Raw genomic sequence first — 14,148 nt, 5'->3', positions numbered from 1 at the left:
GCATGAGCGCACCCGTTCCACGCCCTTCTTTCCCACGCCGCCAAGTCGGCGATTTCACGGTGACCGCGATCAGCGACGGCACGCTGACGGCCGGCCTCGATCTGCTGTCGAACATCGACGTCGACGACGCGACCCGCATCATGCACCGGGCCGGCATGCACACGCCGTCGGCGGTCAACATCAACTGCTACGTGATACGCGGAAACGGCCGCACCGTGCTCGTCGACACCGGTGCCGGCGGCATCCGGAACTGGGGCGGTCTGCTGCGTCCGTCGCTGTCGCAAGCCGGCATCGATGCACGCGAGATCGACACGGTCCTGCTGACGCACGCGCATCCGGACCACATCGGCGGCCTGCTCGACGCGGATGAGCGCCCGGCCTTTCCGCAAGCGGAGGTGCTCATCGACGAACGGGAACGCATGTTCTGGCTGGACGACGACATGTACGAAAGGGCCAGCGAGCGCGCGCGCGTCAATGTCCGAATCGCGCGGCGCGCGTTCGACGTCTGCGCGGCGCAGCTGCGTACCATCGCGGCAGGCGACGTGCTGCCCGGTATCGCCGCCGTGCCGCTGCCGGGGCACACGCCCGGCCACACCGGCTATCGCGTCGAATCGCAGGGCGAGCGCCTGCTGATCTGGGGCGATCTCGTGCATTTCGCGCCGATCCAGGTTGCTCGCCCAGACGTGTCGATCGCGTTCGATCACGATCCGTCGCAGGCATCGGCGACCCGCGCGGCCACGCTCGCCGAAGTCGCTTCGGATCGCTTGCTGATTGCAGGCATGCACCTCGCCGACGCAGGCTTCGCACGCATCGCGCGCACGCACGACGCAACGAGCGGCGCGTATGCGCTGATCGGCGCAGATTGAGCGAAACGGGATCAACCGAAACGGAACGCGGGCACGCCATCGCGCCGCACGATGCCCGGACCGTGCAGCGCATCGTCCCGCACAAGCGATCGATCTACCGGACGAGCCCGCGCCGATATGACACGGGCGCCGGTATCCGGCGCCCGCTCCGTCGCTGCCCGGTCGTCCGGCTCAGCGCCAGTTCGCTTCGTAGAAGCGCACGTAGCCGCTGCGCAGCGTCACGCATTGCGCGCGCGTCTCGGACAGCAACCGCCGTGCGGCTGCCTCGATCCGCTCGCGGTGCTGATCGTACGCACCGACCATGTCCTCGAAGCGCGGCGATGCCGCACCGAAATGATCCTCCAGCGCCTCGGCGGTGATCTGACATTGGACGCGCTCGCCATTGACCAGCGCCGTGAAACCCAGCATCAGGTCGCGCCCCGAATATTCGGGCTTCTCATTCGTGAAATGGATCTGCATGGGAGCCGCCTCGACCGGTAGAAAGCAAATGACCGCGTCCGTCGTCCGCTACCGGCCGGACGAAAATTTACGCGGGCTCGCCGGCAGAGGCACGATCCACGGGGGTATGGCGCGGACTAATGCATGCCGGTTGCATTCCACTTTAGACGGTTTCGCGCAGGAGGCAAAATTTGCGATGTGCGTCGTTCCGACGCGCATTTCCTCTGACCAGCACGACATCCGGCACCGTTTTGCCGAACGGCGTCAGTGAGGATCGGTAGGCCAGACGTTCAGCGCGATCGCGGCGGTCGTGGCGCCCGCCGCAATCGCGGCCGCTCCGTATTGCACCGCGTCGCTCAGGTCGAACAGCAGACCGTGGATCGCCACGGCGATGCCGCCCAGCATGATGAAGGTGGCGATGGCCGCCAGCACGACTCTCAGTTCCGTCCGAACCATGATGCGTCTCCCGAACGGATGCATGTCGCGTCGCATGCATGTTGCGATGCGGAACACGGCGCGTGCGTGTTCCATTTCCATCATTGCAGGCGGGCGCTTAAAAGCAAGGGGTTTTTGTACGCAGTCGCACAACGTGCGCGGCGCTTGTATGATGAGGCGATATCGACGGCGGCGGCCCGGGTGGCGGATGGTGCGGTGCAGGGCGTCAAGGCCAATTCGGACCGACTGCGAAGCATCGGACCAGAGTAAGCGCTGAAGTGCTAACTTGGGTCGACCGCGAAGCATGGGACCAGAGTAAGCGCTAAAGCGCTAACTCCGGCCGACCGCGAAGCATGGGGCCGGAGTAAGCGCTGAAGCGCTAACTCCGGCCGACAGGAGACAAGACATGCCTCAATCTTTCGTGCTGCCCGCCACCGCGGGCCGCACTGACCTGCTCGCGCAGGCGCATGCCCGTTCGACCGCGGTCGGCCTGCGCGCGAACGAGCGCCCCGATTTCTCGCCGCTGTCGCGGCTCGCGCTGCGCGAACTGCTCGACACGAACCACGCATTGTTCGCACACGCGCGCCCGGTGATGGAAAACCTCCACGCGCAAATCGCCGACACGCAAAGCCTCGTGCTGCTCACCGATGCCGACGGCGTGATCCTGCACAGCATCGGCGACGCGGACTTCATCGAGAAGGCGAACCGCGTCGCGCTGTGCACCGGCGTGTCATGGGCCGAAGGCGCACGCGGCACCAACGCGATCGGCACCGCGCTCGCATCGGGCCAGGCGGTCGCCGTGCACGGCTCGGAACACTTCCTGCGCGCGAACCATATCCTCACCTGCTCGTGCGCGCCGATCATCGATCCGTTCGGCCGCACCCTCGGCACGCTCGACGTGAGCGGCGACCCGCGCGGCTTCAGCCCCCATACGCTCGCGCTGGTGCGGATGTCCGCGCAGCTGATCGAGAACCATCTGTTCGCGAACCAGTGCGCGGAAGCGCTGCGGCTGCGCTTCCACGCCCACGAGGATTGCGTCGACTCGCTGTTCGCCGGGCTCGTCGCGTTCGGCCCCGACGGGGGGCTGATCGCCGCGAACCGGAGCGCGCAATTCCAGCTCGGCGCGACGTTCGATGCATTGCAGCATCAAGGCTGCGACGCGCTGTTCGGCATGCACTTCGGCCAGCTCGCGCAGCACGCAGCCCGCGCGGCCGGCGCACCGTTCCGCCTCACGCTGTCGACCGGCGTGCGCGTGCTCGCCCGCTGCGAATTCGCGGAAGCGCACAAGACGACCGTCGCCGTCACGCCGCCCGCCCCCGCCGTGCGCACGCGGGCGCCGGATCCCGACTCGATCACGTTCGCGACGCTCGACACCGGCGATGCGCGGATGGCCGCCGTGCTCGAACGCGTCGCGAAGATCCGCGGACGCGACCTGCCGTTGCTGATCCTCGGCCAGACCGGCACCGGCAAGGAATGGCTCGCGCGTGCGCTGCACCAGGCATCGCCGCGCGCGGACGGCCCGTTCGTCGCGGTCAACTGCGCGGCGCTGCCGGATTCGCTGATCGAGGCCGAACTGTTCGGCTATGAGGACGGTGCGTTCACCGGCGCGCGCAAGCGCGGCAGCCCCGGCAAGATCGTGCAGGCCGACGGCGGCACGCTGTTTCTCGACGAAATCGGCGACATGCCGCTCGCGCAGCAGGTCAGGCTGATGCGCGTGCTGCAGGAGCGCGCGGTGATGCCGCTCGGCGGCGCACGCGCGGTGCCGGTCGACGTGCGCGTGGTCTGCGCGACCCACCGCGACCTGCGCGCGATGATCGCCGCAGGCACGTTCCGCGAAGACCTGTTCTACCGGATCAACGGGCTCGCGGTCACGCTGCCGCCGCTCGCCGCGCGCACCGACCTGCCCGCGCTGGTCGAGCGGATCCTCGCGCGGCTGGCGCGCAGCGAGCCGATGCCGGGCCGCCTCGCGGCCGACGTGCTCGACGCGTTCATGCGGCACCGCTGGCCCGGCAACCTGCGGCAAATGACCAACGTCCTGCGCACGGCCGGCATGCTCGCCGAAGACGAAGCCGAAATCACGCTCGCGCACCTGCCCGACGATTTCTGGCTCGACTGCGACGCCGCACCCGCGGCGCAAGCCACACCGGCCGACGTGCGCGAAGCGACGACGCTGCAGAGCCACCAGGCCGCGGTGATCGATGCCGTGCTCGCACGGCACGGCGGCAACGTATCGGCCGCCGCGCGGGAGCTCGGGCTCGCGCGCAATACCGTGTACCGCTACCTGCGCCGGCACTGACACGTTCCGGGCCGGTTGCCCGCCCGACGGGCGCCGGCCGCAGGCGGCTTCGGGTATGCTTGGCGCTTGCGTTGCCTTCCGGCATCGCGCTGCCTTGCCTCGCTTCGCTGCCGATTCGCCGCCCGCTTTCACCCATGACCGATCCCGACCACCCGCCTCTCGTGCGCATCGAGCCGCTCGGCGCGACGTTCGACGCGCCCGATTCGCTGACGCTGCTCGAGGCCGCCGCGTTCGCGCACGTCAGGCTGCCGCGCTCGTGCCGCAACGGCACGTGCCGAAGCTGCCTGTGCAGGATCGTCAGCGGCAGCGTACGCTATACGATCGAATGGCCCGGTCTGAGCCGCGAGGAAAAGGCCGATGGCTATACGCTGCCGTGCGTGGCCGTCGCGACTTCGGATGTCGTGCTCGACGTTCCCGACGCGGTGATGATCGACTGAACGCGGCGCGCTGCCGCGCGCCGTCCCGCAACGATGATGCCTGCCTGGAGAAGATGATGACCCAGTCCACCGATCGCATCGAGAAGCAAGCCTTGCTCGCCGCGCCGCTGGCGCGCGTCTGGGAAGCCGTCAGCAATGCCGGCGAATTCGGCATCTGGTTCGGCGTGTCGTTCGACGGGCCGTTCGTGCCCGACCAGCCGCTGTTCGGCCGCATCACGCCGACGCGCGTCGACGACGACATCGCCAAGGCACAGGAGCCGTATGCGGGCACTGTGTTCGAAATCGTCGTCGATCGCGTCGAGCCGAAACAACTGTTCTCCTTTCGCTGGCACCCGTTCGCGATCGACCCGAACTTCGATTACACGTCCGAGCCGATGACGCTCGTCACGTTCGCGCTCGCGGAAAAGGACGGCGGCACGCTGCTGACGGTCACCGAGACGGGTTTCGACCAGCTGATCGAAGCGCGCCGTGCGAAGGCGCGCGAGATGAACGATCACGGCTGGGCCGCGCAGATGATGCTGATCACGAAATATCTGGCGAAGCACGCGTGAGCGCGGCGCGCGTCATTCCCGGTATCCACGTGCCCGCATGCCCTAGCCGCGGGTGCATGGCATAATCCGCTCCATCGTTACCCTACGCCGCCCCGCGCATCGCATGCTGAGTCGTCGTTTCCGGAAGATCGTCAGTCTGATCGGGATGCTCGCCATCCTGATGACGGCGCTCGCGCCGACGATCTCGCAGGCGCTGACGACGCAAGGCCGCGTCGACGCACTGCTTGCCGGCCACTGCACGGCCGCGCCGGCTGACGGCGGCCACGCCGGCGATGCGTCGTCGAAAAGCCTGCAGGCGCATCTGCAGGCCTGCGGCTATTGCAGCCTGCTCGCCCATACGCCGGCCCTGCCCGCGCCCGAACTGACGTTCGCGGCCAACGTCCACCCGCTCCAGCACCGCGAAGCAACCCGCTTCGAAAGCCTGCGCCGCGCGCTGCCGCTCACGGCCGCGCAGCCGCGCGCCCCGCCGCTCGCGTCCTGATTCGTCGTCACCGCGCGTGATGCTGCAGCGCATCGCGCCGTCCGCACGCGTCCGCGCGTGCATGCCGTGTCACGTTTCGAAGGACGATCATGTTCGACCGTATTGCTCGCGGCGCCGTGCCGTGCGTGCGCTCGCCCGCTTCAGGCCGTTGCGCGCGCGCGAACGCGCGGCCGCGTGCCGAATTCGAATACATCGTTTTCCTTATCATTTCCAACCGGATCATCCCGTCATGAAAACCACTGCATTCCTCCGCGGCGCACTCGTCGCTCTCGGCTTCGTCGTCGCCCAGGCCGCACACGCGCACGCGCACCCGAAAACCCTGGAACCGGCCGCCGACGCCACGCTGTCGAGCGCGCCGCACGCGGTCACGATCGACTTCAGCGAAACGCTCGAACCCGCATTCAGTTCGATCGTCGTCACCGACAGCCACGGCCAGTCGGTCGCCGACGGGAAATCCGCGGTCGACGCCGGCAACCGGAAGCGGATGCATGTCGCACTGGCGAACCTGACGCCCGGCACGTACACGGTCGCATGGGTCGCGGTGGCGAGCGACGGCCATCGCACGCAGGGCCGCTACGCGTTCACGCTGAAGTAACCGCATACGCTGCCCGCGCTTCCCTACCCGATCAGGAACACCAACAATGAAACGCTCGATTCCGACCAGCCTGCTGTTCGCACTGCTGGCGCTGCAGGCGCCCGCCACGTTCGCCGCGTCGGCCGTCCAGGCCGATGCATGCTGGATCCGCACGATGCCGGCGACGGTGCCGTCATCCGGCTATTTCACGCTGAAGAACGACGGCGACAAGCCCGTCACGCTCACGGGCATCGATACGCCCGCGTTCGGGATGGCGATGATGCACGAAACGCAGACGGCCGGCAGCACCGCGAAGATGGTTCACGTCGAAGCGGTCGACGTGCCCGCGCACGGCACGGTGACGTTCAGGCCGAAGGGCTATCACGTGATGCTGGAGGAGCCGCGCCAGCCCGTCGCGCCCGGCGCGAAGGTGCCGTTGCGGCTGCATTTCGCCGACGGCGCGACGGCGTCCGTGACCTGCGACGCGAAGGCGCCGTCCTACACCGGCCAGTAACGCCGCCTGCGCAACGACCGAAGGAGATGCACATGAGCAAGGAACGCCTGCCGCTGGCCAACCTGATCGTCCGCTACCGGACGCCGCTGAATGTCGCCGTGCTGATCGTCTGCGGGTTATGGGCGGGGTGGATCGCCTGGATGACGCGGCCGTCCGCGATCGACTCGCCGTCGTCGATCGCCGCCTACTGCGTGCGCGACGCGCGTTGACGCCGTGTGTCGGGGTGAACCGCGCCGCCGTGGCATCATGCACGGATTCACCCCGACCTCGGAACCCGCCTTTCGGAGCGCCGCATGTCCATTCAGACCTGGCTGCTGTTTGCCGCAGCCTATCTCGCCACCACGCTGTCGCCGGGCCCCAACGTGCTGCTCGTCATCCGCAACACGGTGCGCTACGGCTCGCGCGGCACCGCCGCGACGATCGCGGGCAACCTCGTCGCGCAAGGCGCGGTGGTCATGCTCGTCGCGTTCGGCGTCGGCGCCGTGCTGGCCGAGATGCCGCCGCTGTTCATCGCGATGAAGGTCGTCGGCGCCGCGTATCTGATCTATCTGGGCATCCGGCAACTGCGCGGCGGGCGCAACCGCCGTTCGCCGGACGGCGAGGCCGCGATCGTCGAGCCCGACCGCAGGAAACTGTTCCGCGAAGCGCTGTTCGTGTCGGGCAGCAATCCGAAGACGATGATCTTCCTGTCGGCATTCATGCCGCAGTTCATCGCGCACGATCGCCCGCTCGCGATGCAGTTCGTCGCGATGTACGCGACGATCGCCTGCACCGTCGTCATCGTGCACAGCGTCTATTCGTTCGGCGTGCGCCGGCTCCATCGCGGCATCGCCATCAGCCCGTGGGTACGCGCGGCCAAGCGCGCGAGCGGGCTGCTGTTCGTCGGGCTCGGGATCAAGCTGCTGACCGCGCGGCAGGCGTAAGCATCCGCACGGCGACGGCCCGCGCCGCGGCGCGGGCGGAATCGTCAGTCCTTCGATGCGGCCAGCGCTGCCGCAATCTCGCCGAACGACGGCCGCGCGTCGATATCCTCGTTCAGGCACTCGGCCGCCAGCGCGTCGAGTGCGTGCGAGCCTTCCCATGCACGCGGCTCGCAGCGCGCCAGCAACTCGCCGAGCAGATGACCGAACGCGCTGACCTCCAGTCGTTCGAGCCGCGCCGCGCGCTCGCGGTCGTTCACGTCGTAGACCGACGCCGCGCCGAAATCGCCGAGCAGCGCGCCGCCCTTGCCGTCGTGCAGGATGTTGTGCGCGTACAGGTCGCCGTGCATGATGCCGCGCGCGTGCAGATGCGCGGCGACCGACGCGATGCCGAGCGCGATCCGCGACGCGTCGGCCGGCGCGAATCGCGCGTCGGCCGCGTACACGTCGCGCGTGCAGGACGCGAAGCTCGGCGGCCCGGCGAGGTTGGTCAGCGCCGGATCGACAAGTTCCATCACGAGGCCGTGCGTGCCGTCCGGATGGCCGCGCACCTTGCCGATCACCGGAATCATGTTCGGATGGCGCCCGGCGTGCAGGCAGGCGGCCATTTCGCAATCGGGCAGGCCGTCGCTCGTCACCGCGCCCTTGAACAGCTTGACCGCGACCGCTCGCGGCGCGGCGCCGTCCACACGCCATTGCGCGCGGTAGATTACGCCCGACGCGCCTTCGCCGAGCTTCTCGTCGCAGGTCAGCGACGTCCAGTCGATATCCGCGACGCCCGGCCCGGCCGACGCCGCGGCTTCCGGCGCGGCGCCGAACGGATTGCCCGCCGATGCGAGCCACGCGAGGCGCGGCAGGCGCAGCAGCCAGTCCGGCAGCGCGTCGAGCCGGTTCGCCGACAGCCGCACCAGCTCCAGCGCACGGCAGGCGGCCATTTCGGGCGGCAACGCACGCAATCGGTTGCCCGCGAGCATCAGCTTCTGCAGGCGTGCGCAATCGCCGATCTCGGCGGGCAGCGCGTCGATTTCGTTGTCGGTCAGGATCAGCCAGCGCAGCGCACGCGGCAGCGAATCGCGCGGCACCGTGCGGATCCGGTTCGCCTTGAAGCCGATCATGTCGAGCTGCGCGCACGTGCCGAGCACTTCAGGAAATTCGGTGAAGCGATTGCCGGACGCGAACAGGATGCGCAGGCGATGCAGCCGCGACAGGTCGTCCGGCAGCGCGGACAGCGCATTGCCGGACAGATCGAGCACTTCGAGCGTATCCGCCAGATCGAAGATCTCGCGCGGGAATTCGGTCAGCCCGCACGCGAGCTTCAGTTGCCGGGCGCCCGACAGCTGGCCGGCCTGCAGTTGTTCGAGGGTCGTCGTCACGGGGAGAAAACGGGTTGCGGTTGCGAGGATCGTCGGATCGATCCGGCGAATTTTACCGGGTTCCCCCTCGCCTGCCCCGCGATCGCGTCACACCCCCTTCACAAACGCGCAATGTGGCGCTAGAATTGCGCCCCTTGCAGTACTGAAGTGCCGACGTGGTGAAATTGGTAGACACGCTATCTTGAGGGGGTAGTGGCGAAAGCTGTGCGAGTTCGAGTCTCGCCGTCGGCACCAGATACGGTTTTTCCGTGTTTCGTGCATTTGCAGAACCCGCGACAGCGCATGGCTTCGCGGGTTTTTTGTTGTCCGCTGCGCAACGACCGAGGCAACCCCGGCCGGCGAGACTGCGCAAACCGCGGCCCGCATCCGCATGCGCCCTTTCGCATCCGCACCTCCCGGATACGATGAGCCGCACGCAAACACGCATCAATGCTCGTCTGCCCGGTTCGGAAAAAAACGGATATCGACCGTCCTCCAAACCCCTTCCGTGTTGAACGGGTCTTCGTGCACGAGTCGCCGCACCGTGTCGATATCGCCCGCCTCATAGAGAAACAGGCCCCCGCTCACCGAGCTAGCGTGTCGGCAAGTCTTCCGCGAAATTGTCGAACACACGTTGCACCAGGGCATTGATTCTCAGCATCGTGGCCGACTGGGTTCTGCCCGCGAGCGTGACGATCCCGAAACAGGCCGAACCAGCCAGCGGCGGATCGAGCGGCACCGGATGCAACCTTCCTGCCCGAACCGCCTCGTCGAATACTGGCCGGCTGCCAAGAATGACGACATCGCTGACGGCTGCCGCCGCCTCCAGCTCGCCGAAATCGTCGCTCTGGAGCTTGATGCGATCCGCGATTGGATATCCGAGATGCTGCTGAAGATCGTCGAGCGCGTACTTCGACAGATGCGTGCAGCCGACCGGATACTTCAATAGATTCTCGGGCGATACGCCCGCCATGCCCGCAAGCGGATGCGCGTGACCGCAGAAGAATGCGGCCCGCCATCTCGGCAGCGGCACGATCTCGATTTCCGGCTGCTGCGTGAGTGACGCGATATCGCCAACGAACATGTCGATGCGCTCCGCCAGCAACATGCCGAGCAGGTCGGCGGTATCGCCGCGCTTGAGTACCACGCGTACTTGGGGCGCATTAACGGCCCCGAACGTCAGGATGGGTTGCCTGAGCAGCGCGGCGGGCGTCGCTCCCAGCCCGATGCAGAGATCGCCGAACTCCCCGCGCTCGAGCAGCGCGAGGTCGCGCCCGAGCTCCCGCACTTCGAAATCGATCCGGCGCGCCCGCTCGACGAATACCTTGCCGTGCGGCGTCAGCGTGATACGTTGCGCGCTGCGATCGAACAGCGAAATACCGAACTCCGCTTCGATCGACTGGATACTGCGGGACAGCGCGGATTGACTCAGGTGCACCTCCGCGCAAGCGCGACTGAAATTCTGGCACCGAGCGAGCGCGAGGACGTGTTGCAGTTTGCGAAGGTTCATGTGAAATCAGGCGTTCACGGGCAGCGACCCTGCCCACGTGCGGAAAGTATAGTCGCGCCCTTCGCCGCAACGGCTCGATCGTGGCGCCCGTGTGCCGTATCAGAACCGGTGATGAATGCCGACGCTCACGCCAACCTGACTCTTGCCAGGCTGGCCCACACTGGAAAAGCTGTTGACGCCGAACGCGCTCTCGTCGGAGTTCCAGACCGTGCCGACATGCGCATACAGAAACGTCGCCTTCGACAGCAGATACTCGCCTCCGCCGACCAACAGCGTCGGGTGTCCCGGCGTGCTCTGGAACGCGTAGCGGCCGCCCAGCACGTACCATTGAATCGTCGGCGTCGCGAAACCCTTCGCACTGCCCCAGTAAGCCACGCCGCGCGGGGTCAACTGGAGGTCTCCGACCACGCGCGTGACGCCCGCGGCAACGGTCACGCCGCCCACCGTATAACGAAGCGCCGCGCTGTACCGCTCATCGACCCGCCCCGACGCATCGATGCCGCCTGCGCTCGTACCGCGACTCTGCTCGTAAAGCACGCGAGCGGCAAGCGCTCCCCGGACATATTCGAGCGCCGCACCGACATACCGGCCGGCCAGGCCGTTGCCCGGAAGTTGTTGACCGAAGCCATATTCAGCCTCGACATCGAATCCGTAAAACGGCTGCGACTGGAACTTCACCGCATTGTTCAGCCTCAGCGTCGCCAGCGGAATCGCGTTCAGCGAAAGCGTCGAGTCGTTGGCGAAATACGTAGGATCATAGAGCACCGTCTTGTCGAACTGTACGCTGTATTGCCGCCCGAACGTCAGCCGGCCATAAGGCGATCGAAACCCGACGCTCGAAAGGCGGTTGAACAACGTGCCCGGCGTCACGAGGGTGCCCTTGCCGAGGTCGAAGCCGTTTTCGAGCTGAAAGATTGCACCGTAGCCCCCGCCGAGATCCTCGTCGCCCTTGATGCCGAAGCGGGACGGCAGAAACGCACTGCCCAGCATGCCAAGCGACGACTTCCCGTTCGATCCGGCGTTGGTCAAGCTCTGGATGCCGATATCCAGGATGCCGTACATGACCACCGAGCTCTGCGCGCGGGCGCTATCCGCCCCCGTCGCGCACGCAAGCGTCAACGCGGTCGTCGCCAGTCTCCTCACTGATTTTCTGTTTTTCATGTCGCCCCATCGATTGATTGGATTGTGCTTCGATCCGGCCCCACGCATTCCCGCTCGCTACGGCATGTCCCTTTCGCACACCGAATCGTTGGAAAACCGATCTTCTTCATCGCATGCGCGGCACAGGTGTATGCGTTCGCGTGGATCTTCGAGACCGCGATGCATCGTATTCAGCTAAAAAATCACCATCCAATGAGATTCTTGTCGTCCGGCGATGCAAGAGTTGCATGACCCTCCGATGACTGTGTGCGGAACACACGAGCGGCGCTTCGATCATGTCGGTCACGACCGACATGGCCATCCTCGTCAAAAAAAAGCGCGTATCAGTTTCATGACTGACACGCGCACAAGGAGACACGGCTCTGATGTGGATTGCGCGAACGACGCATTGTGACCTTGGACTACCGCGACGCACGACGATCCGGACATCCATTCGGCTCGACGGCAAGTCCCGGACAATTCGGCGTGGTTCCGACAGCGCGGCATATCGATTCGTACCGGTCGCCATGCGACCGCGCAACGGGCTTCGTCATCGCGAGCCCGGGCGCGCCCGCCCGTTCATCGGGCAATCCGCCCGACGAGCGGGTCGATCCAGCGGTCGGCTATCCACACGTACGCGCCCGTTGCGATCGCGCAGAACCAGTAAAGCCCGATCCCGACGACGATCCCGACCGTCATCGGCGATTCGACCGGGAAGTGGCGTGTCAACACGGCCGGGGCGAACGCGACGGTCAGGATGAACGCAAAGTAGATGCCCAGCACGAGCACGCTCATGCCGATACTCAGGCGTGTGCGACGGCGGACCAGACGGGCCACGTCGCGCGTGCGTGCGTCGACGCTTGCGTTCGCATCGGTGCTGCGCGCAACGACTGCCGGGTGATTGACGTTCGACATGGTTGCTCCAGTGATCAGTGAGTTTGGGGAGCGCTGATGCCGATGCCGGTCGCGCTGCGGAACATCTGCGCATCGAATCCCGCACGCTCCGCCGCCGCACGAGCGGACGAGTCGGTAATCGATGCGAGCCATGCGACGCCGAACGCCAGCGTCATCGAGAACAGGGTCGGGTTCGCGTACGGAAAGAGCGCACTGTCGTGCTTCAGGATGCCCACCCAGATTGTCGGCCCGGTCACGAGCAGCCCGACCGACGACACCAACCCGACTATCCCGCCAGCCAGTACGCCGCGCGTCGTCAATCCTCGCCAGAACATCGACAGCATCAGGATCGGGAAGTTGGTGCTCGCCGAAATGGAGAACGCGAGCCCGACCAGGAAGCTGATGTTCAGGTTTTGCACGAGATGCGACAGCAGCAGCGCAGCCGCGACCAGTACGAACGTGGCCCGGCGCGATACCGCCAGTTCGCGCGCCGGATCGGCTTGCCCCCGGCACAGGATGCGCTTGTACAGATCGTGACCGACCGCCGATGCGCCCGAAATCGTGAGCCCCGCGACGACCGCCAGTATCGTTGCGAACGCAACTGCTGACATGATGCCTAGGAACACGTCGCCGCCGAAGTAATGGCTCAGATGCATCGCCGTCATGTTTCCGCCGCCGATCAGCGTGTGCGTGACCGGATCCAGGAAAGCGGGATTGCGGAGCACGAATACGATCGCACCGGCGCCGATCACGACGACCGCGGTATAGAACCACGCAATGAGCGCGGTTGCGTAGAACGCCGATTGCCTGGCAGCGGCGCCGTCGCGTACGGTGAACAGGCGACTCAGGATATGTGGCAGGCCTACCATGCCGAAGATCAACGACATGCCGAGCGAAATCGCATCCACGGGGTTCGTGACGAGCCGGCTCGGCGCCAGCACGGCCGAGCCGGCCGGATGGGACTGCACCACCGTGGCGATCAGCCGACTGGCGCTGAAGCCGGTCGCCTGCAGCACCTTGAACGCCAGATACGTACCGATCGCGACCATCAGCACCGCCTTCACGATCTGCACCCACGTGGTGGCCAGCATCCCGCCGATCAGCACATACACGAGCACCAGCGCGCCAACCGCCAGCATCGCCACCATGTAAGGCACGCCGAACAGCAGCTGGATCAACTTGCCGGCGCCGACCAGCTGGATGACGAGATAGAACAGCACGATCACCAGCGAATTCACGGCGGCCAGGCTCCGAACCGGACGCTCCGCGAGACGGAATGCGACGACATCGGCGAGCGTGAAGCGTCCGAGATTGCGTAGCGGTTCCGCGACGAGAAACAGCAGGATCGGCCAGCCGATCAGCGTGCCGACGCCGTAAATGATGGAGTCGTAGCCCGAGCCGGCCATCATGCCGACCGCACCGAGGAACGACGATGCGGACATGTAGTCGCCTGCGAGCGCGAAGCCGTTCTGCAACGGCGTGACACTGCCGCCGGCCGTATAGAACTGCGAAACCGAGCGGTTGCGACGCGATGCCCAGTACGTGATGCCGAGCGTCAACGCAACGAAGAGCAGAAACGGCGCAAGCGTATACCCGCTTGCGACGCGCTGCGCCGGTGCTTCGGCCGCGCATGCCGCGCCCGCTGCGGCCGCGGCGCACACACCTGCCGACAGCGCGGCCATCGTCCGCCGGGCGCGAAACGTTGCATGTTCCATGATGTTCTCCTCCATTTTTTTATGA

General features: G+C 66.4%; 18 protein-coding genes and 1 tRNA gene. 11 read left to right on the top strand and 8 right to left on the bottom strand.

The features are described from left to right. Window positions 1-2: 2 nt before the first annotated feature. On the top strand, window positions 3-866 hold the full coding sequence (locus tag U5A56_RS11065) for an MBL fold metallo-hydrolase (protein WP_321922282.1): 864 nt from the start codon (window positions 3-5) through the stop codon (window positions 864-866). A gap of 171 nt (window positions 867-1,037) precedes the next feature. On the opposite strand, the gene U5A56_RS11060 is transcribed toward U5A56_RS11065, so the two are convergent. Together U5A56_RS11060 and U5A56_RS11055 are read right to left on the bottom strand one after the other, a co-directional pair. Continuing rightward, a complete protein-coding gene (locus U5A56_RS11060; protein ID WP_014898618.1) occupies window positions 1,038-1,325 on the bottom strand; it encodes a DUF1488 domain-containing protein in 288 nt (95 codons plus the stop codon). Between the two features lie 243 nt (window positions 1,326-1,568). Then, complete coding sequence (locus U5A56_RS11055; protein ID WP_235879236.1) at window positions 1,569-1,844, bottom strand: DUF2964 family protein; 276 nt, start codon at window positions 1,842-1,844, stop codon at window positions 1,569-1,571. 301 nt (window positions 1,845-2,145) lie between these two features. On the opposite strand from U5A56_RS11055, the gene U5A56_RS11050 reads away from it, so the two are divergent. From U5A56_RS11050 to U5A56_RS11010, 9 genes are all read left to right on the top strand, one after another. Then, window positions 2,146-4,035 carry a sigma-54-dependent Fis family transcriptional regulator gene (locus tag U5A56_RS11050; protein ID WP_321922280.1) on the top strand — a complete coding sequence of 630 codons (1,890 nt, stop codon included), beginning with the start codon at window positions 2,146-2,148 and terminating at the stop codon, window positions 4,033-4,035. Window positions 4,036-4,169: 134 nt separating this feature from the next. Next, the gene (locus U5A56_RS11045; protein WP_059527056.1) at window positions 4,170-4,472 is read left to right on the top strand and encodes a 2Fe-2S iron-sulfur cluster-binding protein; all 303 of its coding nucleotides are present in this window, start codon (window positions 4,170-4,172) and stop codon (window positions 4,470-4,472) included. A 56-nt stretch (window positions 4,473-4,528) separates the two neighbouring features. Further along, complete coding sequence (locus U5A56_RS11040) at window positions 4,529-5,023, top strand: SRPBCC family protein (protein WP_044846907.1); 495 nt, start codon at window positions 4,529-4,531, stop codon at window positions 5,021-5,023. A gap of 103 nt (window positions 5,024-5,126) precedes the next feature. Continuing rightward, complete coding sequence (locus U5A56_RS11035) at window positions 5,127-5,504, top strand: DUF2946 domain-containing protein (protein ID WP_044846867.1); 378 nt, start codon at window positions 5,127-5,129, stop codon at window positions 5,502-5,504. 89 nt (window positions 5,505-5,593) lie between these two features. Then, the gene (locus U5A56_RS11030; protein WP_321798689.1) at window positions 5,594-5,737 is read left to right on the top strand and encodes a hypothetical protein; all 144 of its coding nucleotides are present in this window, start codon (window positions 5,594-5,596) and stop codon (window positions 5,735-5,737) included. After that, window positions 5,734-6,099 carry a copper homeostasis periplasmic binding protein CopC gene (gene copC / locus U5A56_RS11025; protein WP_321811346.1) on the top strand — a complete coding sequence of 122 codons (366 nt, stop codon included), beginning with the start codon at window positions 5,734-5,736 and terminating at the stop codon, window positions 6,097-6,099. Before U5A56_RS11030 ends, copC begins: the two co-directional genes overlap by 4 nt. A gap of 46 nt (window positions 6,100-6,145) precedes the next feature. Continuing rightward, window positions 6,146-6,592: a copper chaperone PCu(A)C gene (locus tag U5A56_RS11020; protein ID WP_044846864.1), complete on the top strand. Its 447-nt coding sequence runs from the start codon at window positions 6,146-6,148 to the stop codon at window positions 6,590-6,592. Between the two features lie 32 nt (window positions 6,593-6,624). Then, the gene (locus tag U5A56_RS11015) at window positions 6,625-6,801 is read left to right on the top strand and encodes a hypothetical protein (RefSeq protein ID WP_185733800.1); all 177 of its coding nucleotides are present in this window, start codon (window positions 6,625-6,627) and stop codon (window positions 6,799-6,801) included. Window positions 6,802-6,885: 84 nt separating this feature from the next. Next, window positions 6,886-7,515: a LysE family translocator gene (locus tag U5A56_RS11010; protein WP_321922276.1), complete on the top strand. Its 630-nt coding sequence runs from the start codon at window positions 6,886-6,888 to the stop codon at window positions 7,513-7,515. A 44-nt stretch (window positions 7,516-7,559) separates the two neighbouring features. Here U5A56_RS11010 and U5A56_RS11005 read toward each other — a convergent pair whose 3' ends face one another. Further along, entirely contained in the window at window positions 7,560-8,885 is a 1,326-nt protein-coding gene (locus tag U5A56_RS11005; protein WP_321922275.1) for a leucine-rich repeat-containing protein kinase family protein, read from the bottom strand. Window positions 8,886-9,034: 149 nt separating this feature from the next. Here U5A56_RS11005 and U5A56_RS11000 point away from each other — a divergent pair. Next, window positions 9,035-9,119 (top strand) — tRNA-Leu (locus tag U5A56_RS11000). 192 nt (window positions 9,120-9,311) lie between these two features. On the opposite strand, the gene U5A56_RS37160 is transcribed toward U5A56_RS11000, so the two are convergent. From U5A56_RS37160 to U5A56_RS10980, 5 genes are all read right to left on the bottom strand, one after another. Next, window positions 9,312-9,512 (bottom strand): YciI family protein, encoded by a 201-nt coding sequence (locus U5A56_RS37160; protein ID WP_415749118.1) that lies wholly within the window; start codon window positions 9,510-9,512, stop codon window positions 9,312-9,314. After that, complete coding sequence (locus tag U5A56_RS10995; RefSeq protein WP_321812771.1) at window positions 9,457-10,374, bottom strand: LysR family transcriptional regulator; 918 nt, start codon at window positions 10,372-10,374, stop codon at window positions 9,457-9,459. The genes U5A56_RS37160 and U5A56_RS10995 overlap by 56 nt, the downstream gene beginning before the upstream one ends. Window positions 10,375-10,473: 99 nt before the next feature. After that, window positions 10,474-11,535: a porin gene (locus tag U5A56_RS10990; RefSeq protein ID WP_321922273.1), complete on the bottom strand. Its 1,062-nt coding sequence runs from the start codon at window positions 11,533-11,535 to the stop codon at window positions 10,474-10,476. 558 nt (window positions 11,536-12,093) lie between these two features. Then, window positions 12,094-12,429 (bottom strand): DUF485 domain-containing protein, encoded by a 336-nt coding sequence (locus U5A56_RS10985; RefSeq protein WP_321922272.1) that lies wholly within the window; start codon window positions 12,427-12,429, stop codon window positions 12,094-12,096. Between the two features lie 14 nt (window positions 12,430-12,443). Next, window positions 12,444-14,123 (bottom strand): sodium:solute symporter family transporter, encoded by a 1,680-nt coding sequence (locus U5A56_RS10980; protein WP_321798604.1) that lies wholly within the window; start codon window positions 14,121-14,123, stop codon window positions 12,444-12,446. Window positions 14,124-14,148: the final 25 nt, after the last annotated feature.

Origin of the sequence: Burkholderia sp. BCC1998 (genome assembly GCF_905339875.1) — a bacterium.
Lineage (GTDB): Bacteria > Pseudomonadota > Gammaproteobacteria > Burkholderiales > Burkholderiaceae > Burkholderia.
The sequence above is the reverse complement of the archived record's forward strand: the minus strand, read 5'-3'. Positions and strand labels throughout refer to the sequence as shown.